We start from the raw sequence: 9,801 nt of genomic DNA, 5'->3' as shown, positions 1-9,801 counted from the left end.
CACCTTTAGCTATCGTTTATTCGCCTTTACTAGTTGTAACTCTAATTATAAACATCAAGATAATATCTATATTATAAGAAACAAACCTAAGGGATTTCTATCGGGACGAAGGCTAAGCGGCTATAAGTGATGACGGAACAGAGTTGGTTGGTCAGGGAAGTGCATTCTTATTTCAGTATTTGCAATGCTGCCCAATCGTTATTTAAATTAAAAACAATAATATCTAGGTTTAGCTTTCTAACGTAAAAGTAAGTAACAAAATATTTATTTTAATCTCTTAAATGTACTTGTTTATTTAAATTTTATGCATTAGAAATGCAAGCTAAGAACACACTCATTACGCCAAAGCTAAATGAGCGCGAGAGGATAACTATCGGTACGAAGTCACAAGCGGCAATTTCAGATGACGGAACGGAGCTAGTCGGGCAAGGAACAGTGCAGATTGTTAAATAGTCAATAGTCTTGAGTCGCTAGTCTTTAGATTTTAAAAATTGTCTTCCTTTTTCTTTATTCCCTTTGAGTCTGCTTAGCGGCCTTTGTGGTTAAGACATTTAAACTCCAAGTAAAAAACGAATAGCGATTTGACGAAGTTAACCGCAAAGTACACGGAGACCAACTTCGCAGAAGCTACACTGGTTAAAAAAGACACAGAGTTCACAAAGCGTTTATTGCTATCAAACGCTTCCCACAGTTCTACGTAGATTTGTTTAGTTTTAAGCAAAACCAAGTCCTGAAGGGACGACATAAAATAGCGAAGGAAGGATTCCTTCGATAATTAGGTTGCCATAAGAAAGTTCAAAACCCCGCAGGGGTGACATAATTTATTAGAATGGGACGAGATGGGGAATTCATTCGTCATTCTCGTTGGCAGAAATCCATTAAGAAAGCAAATAGTTATCAATTTAAAAATTCATTTTTCTTTCCAGTACACCAGTAAATTTTAATTCATTAAATACATTCTTATTCTTTTGGTTTACTAAATTTACATCCGTTTTGAGAATTCTACTGACATACTTTATTTGTTTGCTATTTGCGTTGAATGTAAATGGTCAAGAAAATGAACAAGAAGCACCTGTAAACAAAGCACGATTTATAGGAACCTCTAGTGTTCTTGGTGTAGGTTGGGTCAGTTCAATTTTGAGTTTAAAATACGTTTGGTACAGCCAATTCGACAAGTCTAAATTCCACTTTTTTGATGATGCGCATGAATGGCAACAAATGGACAAACTGGGACATACCACCACAGCATGGAATTTAGCAAGAATAAGTGGTGACCTCTATAAATGGTCTGGTGTTGATCATAAAAAAAGTGCCCTGATTGGCAGTGGTTTTAGTTTTGCTTACCTCACTACATTCGAATTTTTAGATGCTTACAATAGCAAATGGGGCTTTTCATGGTCGGATATGGGTGCCAATACTTTTGGTTCCTTACTCTATTTTTCGCAAGCTTATTTTTGGGACAAACAGCTTGTGAAAATTAAGTTTTCAACGCATCAAACAGAATTGGCTAAATACAGACCCAATGTATTGGGTGAGGATTTTTTAAGCAGAGCTTTTAAAGATTATAATGGCCAAACGTATTGGTTAACTTGGAATAGTTTTAATTTGCTACAAGATAAAGTGAAGGTTCCTAAATGGATTACTTTGGCTGTTGGGTATAGTATCAACAATCAGATAAGTGGAGATGGTGGCATTTATATCATTCAAGAAAACGGGAATCAAATCAACTTCGAACCGTACCGACAATTATTCTTTTCGATTGATTTTGACTTGGAAGAAATTCCAGTTAAAGCCAAATGGCTAAAAGTTGTGTTAAGGGGATTGAATATCATCAAGATTCCGATGCCAACTTTAGAACTTTCTCAAGGGAAGTTGGCTTTTCATCCTTTGTATTTTTAGCAGGATAGTTTACGCTAGAATTTCAGAATTACCATATTCCTCTATGATAATATCAAATATTTCTTGAATCTCGGCTAAGTTCATTGTCGTAACCAATCGTGCTTTGTATTCTTTAAAATGTGAAAGACCTTTGAAATAGTTAGAATAATGTCTTTTCATTTCATTAATTCCTAGAATCTCACCTTTCCATTCAACCGACATATTTAAATGCTCTCTAGCGACGTTTACCCGATCAAGTATACTTGGTGGAGCCAAATGTTTTCCCGTTGCTATAAACTCCTTTATTTCATTAAAAATCCATGGATAACCAATAGATGCTCGACCAATCATTACGCCATCCACACCATATTTGTTTTTGTACTCCACTGCTTTTTCTGGCGTTGTAATATCTCCATTACCAAAAACAGGAATTTTAATGCGTGGATTATTCTTTACATCACTGATTAAAGACCAATCAGCTTCACCTTTGTACATTTGTTTACGCGTACGACCATGAATAGAGATTGCTTCAATTCCTACATCTTGTAAACGTTCTGCAACCTCAACAATATGCTTTGTAGAATCATCCCAACCTAAACGCGTTTTAACAGTAACTGGTAAATGTGTACGTTGAACAATTTGCTTTGTCATCTCCACCATCTTAGGAATATCCTGTAGAATTCCAGCACCAGCTCCTTTACAAGCCACCTTTTTTACTGGGCAACCATAATTGATATCAATAATATCTGGATTGGTTTGTTCGACAATTTCCGTTGTACGAATCATTGAATCGATATCATGACCAAATATTTGGATTCCTATTGGTCTCTCATATTCGTAGATATCTAGTTTTTGAACAGATTTAGCGGCATCTCGAATCAATCCTTCAGAAGAAATGAATTCTGTATACATTAAATCTGCACCATACCTTTTACAAAGTGCTCTAAATGGCGGATCACTAACATCCTCCATTGGTGCTAACAAAAGGGGAAAATCCCCTAAGTCAATATCCCTAATTTTAACTCCCATTCCCTTCTCTCAATATATTGATTAGTGTACTCTGTTATTCCCTAAGTCGCCTGTTCCAAATTGAAGACGGTAACGAATAAAGAATTCCATTCCACCTAAACCATTTGTAGCTCTCGTTAAAGATGACATATTAAAATCATACGATGCGCCAAAACCTAAACCAGACATATCAAGAATTGCATTCACCATAAATGCATCACCAACGCGGTAATAAGTTCCAAGTGAAAGTGTGATATCATTAAAATAGTTTGTAATTAATGAACCACTTTTTAATAAGAATTTATAATTCGAACCGAAAGTAAATTCTTTATTAGGTCCTTGAACAAAGAACATAAAAGCAGGTTCTAAAGTAAAAGTTGAATTCATTTTACCAAAACTACCTTGCCCATGAACGTTTAATTTACGGTATAAACCATTGTCATCAGTCAAAATATTAATACGTTGCTTTGTTAAATGTTGTCCAGAGATGCCTAAAGTTAATTTAGAATATTTACTAAAAAACGTTTCCCAATAAACTCCCATACTCACATCAAACTTACTTAAACTATAATTTTGACTTGGCACAGCTTCTTGGTTATCAATAGTTGGATCAAATTCAATACCTGTCCATTGATTATCCCAACTTGCATTTGCTGTACTCACGCTACGTTGATAATAAGCAGGTTGAATTCCTACAGAGAACAAGTTTGATTTATTTAAAAGTATTGCATAATTCACAGGAACAGCGATAACATTTGTTTGGTAATTCGTTACACCGGCAGCATCGTTTGTGAAATTAATGCCTGCCCCCATAAAACCATTTCCTTTGTCCATCATTTTCCAATCAGCTCCCGCTGTCATTGTTCTATATGGTTCATTCGAAACAGTAGTCCACTGCATTCTGAAATTACTAAATAATTGCAAATTACCAGGAGCAAACCCTGCCGCAGCCGGATTTAAAAATACTGGCGCTTCAGCAAACATTGAAAGGTGTTTATCTTGTTGGGAAAATCCCTGAAAGACAGTTCCTAAACTAAATATGATTAAAATAATTCTTGTCTTCATTTTTATCTTATTAATGTTGTGTTCCCTTGTTTAACTCCACCTCTACCGTTTATAAACTTATATTCTACCACCCATGTAAACACGCCTGGATTTTCGTCTCTTCCTTTAAATGTTCCATCCCATCCAATTTCTTGTACAGACGACTCGAACATCATTTGTCCATACTTATTGTAAACCTTAAAATTAACATATTCAAATCCAAAGCCTTTTACAAAAAGTACATCATTGACATTATCACCATTAGGAGAAAATGCGTCTGGCACACCTAACGATTCAATAAAGTTAACATAAACCAATACTGTATCCGTTGCTTCACATCCATTAACATCTGTCAGTGTTACAACATATACCTCATCCGAAGAAGGATTAGCACTTGTGATTGGACATGTAGGACATTCAATATCATCGTATGGTTCCCATGAAAAATCACCATCAAATGGGAAGCCTACAGCAATTAAGTCTGCTCTACCGGCCAAATCAATAATTGTATCCATTTCAGCACTTACCAGAGGTACATCAAATACTGTAATTGACTTAGTAGTTGAAGCACTTTCGCCCATACCATTAATTACCGTTAATTGAATATTAAAAATTCCAGCAGTATTAAAACATATTACAGGTTCTTTTTCAGTTGACCCAGCAGGTTCTCCACCTCCGTCAAAATCCCATAACCATGATACTGGACCACCAAGAGATGTATCTCTTAAAGTAATACAATCACCAATACATATAATATCGTCGAATACAAAGCCAGGAATTAGCGGCTCACATTCTACGACTGTAATTGTGATATCATCTGTATTTGAACAGCCAAAAGCATTCGTTCCGGTTACCGTATATGTAGCACTAACAAGTGGAGCAAAAGCTAAACCATCAGTGACACCACCAGTCCAAACATAAAAATCAGCTCCAGCACCAGTCAAAGTAACATTGTCACCTAAACAAACAGTTGTTGAAGGTGTTGCTGTTGCTAAAACAGTTGGTTTTGGATTTACTGTAATTGTGATTGTAGTATCGTCAAAAACAACACCATCAGTAATTGTCAATACAACGTCTATCGAACCAGCATTAGTAAAACAAATTGATCCAGGATCAACACCTATTACTGGTCCTGCTATATCCGGATCACTGAACGACCATACCCAGTTAACGATTCCAGTACCTTCACTTAAATCAGTAAAAGTTAAACAATCATCTACACATATCTCATAACTCGATGGCACGAAAGATGCACGTAAAGCTTCACAAGCAATTATTGTAACTGTTATTGTCGCAACATCTATAAAATCACATGGAGCAGCTCCAGGACCAGTTGAATAATCAAAAGTAAAGACACCGCCTACTGGAAGGCCACCAGCATCAAGTTCACCTGTACCAGGCGTAAATGTTCCTGAAGGAGCACCTGTAGTTTCTACCCAAGTACCACCGCCATCAGCACCAACTAATAAAGTATTTAAGTCAATAATATCCCCCTCACAAACATCTACTGCAGTTGAAGGACCAGAATAAGGACCATCTAAAACAGTCACTGTAAAAGTCGTGTCATGAGAACCAATTCCATCTGTTACAGTTAGTGATGTAGTAAATACACCAGGAGTAGTATAAGTAATTACATGAGGACCTTCTGTTAGTGCAGTTCCAGGTGTACCACCACCAAAAACCCACGACCATGCTGAAATAACATCATCAGTTAAGCTCATGTCTGTATATGTGATTGACTCACCTTGACAAATTGTAATATCTTCTGGATCAAACAAAGCAGTTGGCCCACCATCTACAACTACTACCTCTTTCGTTATCGATAAATTATCAACCCCTATTGAAATATTACTAAAATCATTATCATCAACATTTTGCCAAACAAAACTTATTCTAAGATTAGCAATTCCTTCACATTCTGCAGGTAAAAGATAAGTAGCCGTTTCCCATAAACCTTCAAGCGCGCCATCACAAGCTACACCTCCACAGCATAATGAAGTTAGAGGACCATCAATCAATGTCCAAGTAACTCCTCCGTCAATACTATAAAAAACTTCTGCAAAATCTAAAGCATTACCCAATGCAATAAAATCAAAATTTAAAGAGATATCTGTATGTCCTACAGTACTAATATCACCAGATTCAGCACGTCTATTTGTTGTAGTCGTTCCTGGTAAAGGAGTTTCACCATAAACAGCACCTAAATCTCCAGCACCTGGATCTGGACCAATATGCAAAGTATTGTCACCTACAACACACGCCGTCTCAGAACAGAAACCTGTACCGACACCCTCTTCTTCACATGAAATATACCATACGTTTGGATTCGGACCCTCCGCCGTTGGATCCGTATTCAAAGTCCAAGTTAAGGCACCATCAAAATCTTCTGAATAAATTACAATTTGACTGGATACACTTTGAAATGCAAAAAGGCAACATATACTGAACAGTACATTTAAATTTCTTCTCATGTTAATATTATTTATCTCTATAAACGGTAAATATAATTATTCTAATTAATTATATCAACCAAACAAATTTCGTTGAATTATCTAATTAGACTCATTCAGTATAGTAAAGGTTGTCAAAAAAACAGGTAAATCTTGAATTTTAAACGAAAATCAAAATTATTTAGCCAAACTAGCTAAGGTTTCAGCGAAATCTTTATTCACATCACCATAGTTATTTGTGTAATCTTCAAAGCTTAAACGAATAATTTCGTGTGCTTCTTTCTTACCATAAGTATCAGTAATTTCAACTGATTTATCAGACCCGTCATTGTTAGGATTAGATTTGTATGTTAAAAAGAAATGCTTCACACGGTCTAAAACTTTAGAAGGGATGTCAGTTATATCTTTACAATCACCATATGCCTGATCATCTTTAAGTACAGCAATGATTTTATCATCAGCTTCACCACCATCAATCATTCTAAAACCACCAACTGGAATACAGTCAACTAGAATATCTCCTCTTGTGATATTTCTTTCTGATAAAACAATGATATCCAAAGGATCGGCATCACCTACAATTCCTTTACGACCAGTAGCTTTCATACAGTGCTCAGCAATTTTAGTATCACAGTATGTTTGTGGAATAAAACCATACAGAGCAGGAACTATATTTGAATACTTTTGAGGTCTATCAATCATGATATGACCACTTGGCTTATCTATTTCATATTTTATTTGATCATTTTCATTGATCTCAATATAGGCTTTAACTTGTTCGGGCATTTTTTCGCCTATAGTTACGCCATGCCATGGGTGTGCAACAAATTTTTGTTCAAATAATTCTAGTAGTTTCTTGATCTTATCCATTATATTATATTTCGAAAAATAGTGACAAAAATAATTTTTTTTTAAGCGCAAATTACAAATCGGTCTAATTCAATGACCAAGATGTACCTTCTTTAGTATCTTTAATACTTATTCCTGCTGCTGTTAGACTGTCTCGAATAAGGTCTGAACTTGTCCAGTCTTTGTTCTCTCGTGCATTTTTACGCAATTCAATAATAACCTCCATAACAGCATCCATTTTATTGGCTCCATCATTGTTTTCTGCTTGCCCACCTGTCAATCCTAAAACACCAGTAATAAATGCATCGAGCTCTTTCTTAAGTTCAATTAAATCTGCTTTACTTATAGTTGCTTGACCGACTTTAACTTTATTGATCCATGAAACCGTATCGAATAGATTGGCAATTAATATTGGCGTATTAAAGTCATCATTCATTGCTGAATAATAAGCAGCAATATGTTTAGACACTTCCTCACTGCTCTCTTCCGATACTTTTAATTTATCCAAATCTTTATAAGCAGTCATCAATTTATGATACCCTTTTTCAGAAGCCAATAATGCATCATAAGAAAAATCAAGAACACTTCTATAATGTGCTTGCATCATAAAAAAACGAACAACCATTGGGTCGAATCCTTTTTCTAATAGTGGCGTATCCCCGCTAAATAATTCATCTGGCAACAATGTATTTCCAGTTGATTTACTCATCTTTTTACCATTCAATGTTAAAAGATTGGCATGCAACCAATATTTCACTGGCGGCTTACCTGTGAATGCTTGCGCTTGCGCTATTTCACATTCGTGATGAGGGAATTTTAAATCCATTCCACCTCCGTGAATATCGAATGATTCGCCTAAATATTTCGTTGACATTGCTGTACATTCAATATGCCACCCTGGAAAACCATCAGACCATGGCGAATTCCAACGCATAATATGCTCCGGAGATGCTTTTTTCCACAAAGCAAAATCAAGCGGACTTTTCTTTTCAGATTGCCCATCCAGCTCTCGCGTTCCAGACATAAGATCTTCGATTTTACGTTTTGATAAAATTCCGTAATCAGCAGTTTCATTGTATTTATCAACATTAAAATAAACTGAACCATTTACTTCGTATGCTAAACCTTGACTGATAATTTTTTCTATAATATTGATTTGTTCTTGGATGTGACCAGTAGCTGTTGGTTCAATATTAGGTGGAATTGCATTAAAATTTCTTAAAATATCGTGGAAACCGACTGTATATTTTTGAACTATTTCCATTGGTTCAACTTGCTCCAATCTTGCTTTTTTTACAATTTTATCTTCACCTTCGTCAGCGTCATCAACCAAATGTCCAGCATCAGTTATATTTCTAACATAACGAACTTTATAACCCAAATGAATTAGGTAACGATAAATCATATCAAACGAAATGAAAGTTCTACAATTCCCTAAATGGACATCACTATAAACTGTAGGCCCACAAACATACATCCCAACATAATTGGAATGGATTGGCTTAAAAACTTCTTTTTCAGCCGAAAGGCTATTGTATAATTTTAATTCTTTTGTCATTATCGTAAAGCTGGTAATAAAAAAACCCGTCACTTTTTTAGTAACGGGTTCAAATTTATCAATAATTTTTATTCTTAGAGCTGTCCATCTGAATGGTAAGCTCCATTTTTCCAAATTTCTATTTTAAGTAAAATTCCATCGCTATCGTACTTGTATAATTTTCCATCCCACAATTTACCTTTTTTAAATTCTCCATCCATCCATAATTCGTCATCTGAATTATAAACTTTATTATAGCCATTTGATTTAAAGCTTTTTCCGTCTTTCGTAGATCCTGAATTTCCATCAGGAGCATTTGAAGTGACAACCTTTTCAGCAGGCACACTATTCACTGGAGGATTTACTCTTTCTTTCTCTACTCTTTCACTCACTGTTCCGTCAGCCCCATACGTTAACTCTTCTTTAACATCTCCATTTTCGTAAAACCGAATTGCTTTTCCAGTTGTTACACCATTCGTTTTATTGTATTCAAACTCAACTTTTCCATTAGGGTAGTAGTAGCGAATTAAACCATCTTCTTTACCGTCTTGATTGAATGTTTTTTCTTGAGAAATGGTGCCATCTTCATAATAACGTTTAAATACCTCCACATGTTTACCTGATGTGAACTTCCCTTCTTCCATTACTTCACCATTTTCATAATATTTGACATAAGCACCATTTGGTCTATTGTCAATATAATCACCTTTTAATCGCGGAGTTTTTCCATCTTTATGGAATTTAATCCATTCTCCATTCTTACGCCCATCAACATAACCACCCTCTTCAATTCTACCATCCTCCGGATATCCTTTTTGAGGCATCATATGACCCCAAATTGTCCATAACCCTTGACGACCTTTTTCATCTTCCTTATTGGGATAACCGTCAGGTTCTCCTTGATCAGGGTTTATTACGTAATTAATTACTGGATCAACCGAATTCGATAAACTTAATAATGGTAAAAAAACTAGAAGCGCAAGTAACGTTTTCATGTTTGGGAATATCATAATTTTTTGGCGGTTTCTTGGCGAC

At 35.5% G+C, this 9,801-nt stretch carries 7 protein-coding genes; 1 reads left to right on the top strand and 6 read right to left on the bottom strand.

Translation table 11 applies throughout. From position 1 onward, the window contains the following. The first annotated feature begins 993 nt into the window (after nucleotides 1–993). Nucleotides 994–1,899: a DUF2279 domain-containing protein gene (locus T367_RS23425; RefSeq protein WP_169736099.1), complete on the top strand. Its 906-nt coding sequence runs from the start codon at nucleotides 994–996 to the stop codon at nucleotides 1,897–1,899. 9 nt (nucleotides 1,900–1,908) lie between these two features. Here T367_RS23425 and dusB read toward each other — a convergent pair whose 3' ends face one another. From dusB to T367_RS0120510, 6 genes are all read right to left on the bottom strand, one after another. Then, entirely contained in the window at nucleotides 1,909–2,907 is a 999-nt protein-coding gene (gene dusB, locus T367_RS0120535) for a tRNA dihydrouridine synthase DusB (RefSeq protein WP_027421506.1), read from the bottom strand. A gap of 21 nt (nucleotides 2,908–2,928) precedes the next feature. Then, the gene (locus T367_RS0120530) at nucleotides 2,929–3,951 is read right to left on the bottom strand and encodes a PorP/SprF family type IX secretion system membrane protein (protein ID WP_072032238.1); all 1,023 of its coding nucleotides are present in this window, start codon (nucleotides 3,949–3,951) and stop codon (nucleotides 2,929–2,931) included. Nucleotides 3,952–3,953: 2 nt separating this feature from the next. Next, the gene (locus T367_RS0120525; protein WP_027421504.1) at nucleotides 3,954–6,401 is read right to left on the bottom strand and encodes a T9SS C-terminal target domain-containing protein; all 2,448 of its coding nucleotides are present in this window, start codon (nucleotides 6,399–6,401) and stop codon (nucleotides 3,954–3,956) included. Between the two features lie 156 nt (nucleotides 6,402–6,557). Continuing rightward, entirely contained in the window at nucleotides 6,558–7,250 is a 693-nt protein-coding gene (locus T367_RS23420; RefSeq protein WP_035846886.1) for an inorganic pyrophosphatase, read from the bottom strand. A gap of 64 nt (nucleotides 7,251–7,314) precedes the next feature. Then, nucleotides 7,315–8,787 carry a cysteine--tRNA ligase gene (gene cysS / locus T367_RS0120515; protein ID WP_027421503.1) on the bottom strand — a complete coding sequence of 491 codons (1,473 nt, stop codon included), beginning with the start codon at nucleotides 8,785–8,787 and terminating at the stop codon, nucleotides 7,315–7,317. Nucleotides 8,788–8,861: 74 nt separating this feature from the next. Further along, nucleotides 8,862–9,761 carry a toxin-antitoxin system YwqK family antitoxin gene (locus T367_RS0120510; protein ID WP_169736098.1) on the bottom strand — a complete coding sequence of 300 codons (900 nt, stop codon included), beginning with the start codon at nucleotides 9,759–9,761 and terminating at the stop codon, nucleotides 8,862–8,864. Nucleotides 9,762–9,801: the final 40 nt, after the last annotated feature.

The organism is Crocinitomix catalasitica ATCC 23190 (assembly GCF_000621625.1).
Lineage (GTDB): Bacteria > Bacteroidota > Bacteroidia > Flavobacteriales_D > Crocinitomicaceae > Crocinitomix > Crocinitomix catalasitica.
The sequence above is the reverse complement of the archived record's forward strand: the minus strand, read 5'-3'. Positions and strand labels throughout refer to the sequence as shown.